This is a genomic window from Parvimonas sp. M20 (assembly GCF_035282425.1).
GTDB lineage: Bacteria > Bacillota > Clostridia > Tissierellales > Peptoniphilaceae > Parvimonas.
In genome coordinates this window covers 1-247 of sequence record NZ_JAYKBQ010000246.1, presented here as the reverse complement: position 1 = coordinate 247, position 247 = coordinate 1, and the positions used below count along the sequence as shown (strand labels likewise).

At 51.4% G+C, this 247-nt stretch carries 1 protein-coding gene; it reads right to left on the bottom strand.

Translation table 11 applies throughout. The features are described from left to right. Positions 1-208, bottom strand: a 208-nt coding sequence (locus VJI93_RS09125) for a hypothetical protein (protein WP_324009377.1), incomplete at its 3' end; no start/stop codon positions are given. Between the last annotated feature and the right edge of the window lie 39 nt (positions 209-247).

Sequence of the window (247 nt, the reverse complement as noted above, 5' to 3'; positions counted from 1 at the left end):
CTACAGACGCAAACAGCAACCCAGGATGGATACCTGCATTGGTGTTGTGTGCAACAAACTCGATCACGTCGAGCATGAACTCAATGTCCTGCTGGCTGAAGAGGACGATCTTCAAAGCCACAGCAGGCTTAGAACGTCCTTCACGATGACGCTGTTCGAAATTGTCAAGGAACTTCTTCAGCTTCTCGGGCTCGAACTTTTCACCCATACCAGGCGACTTCGGCGAGACCACTACCATCTGGCACAG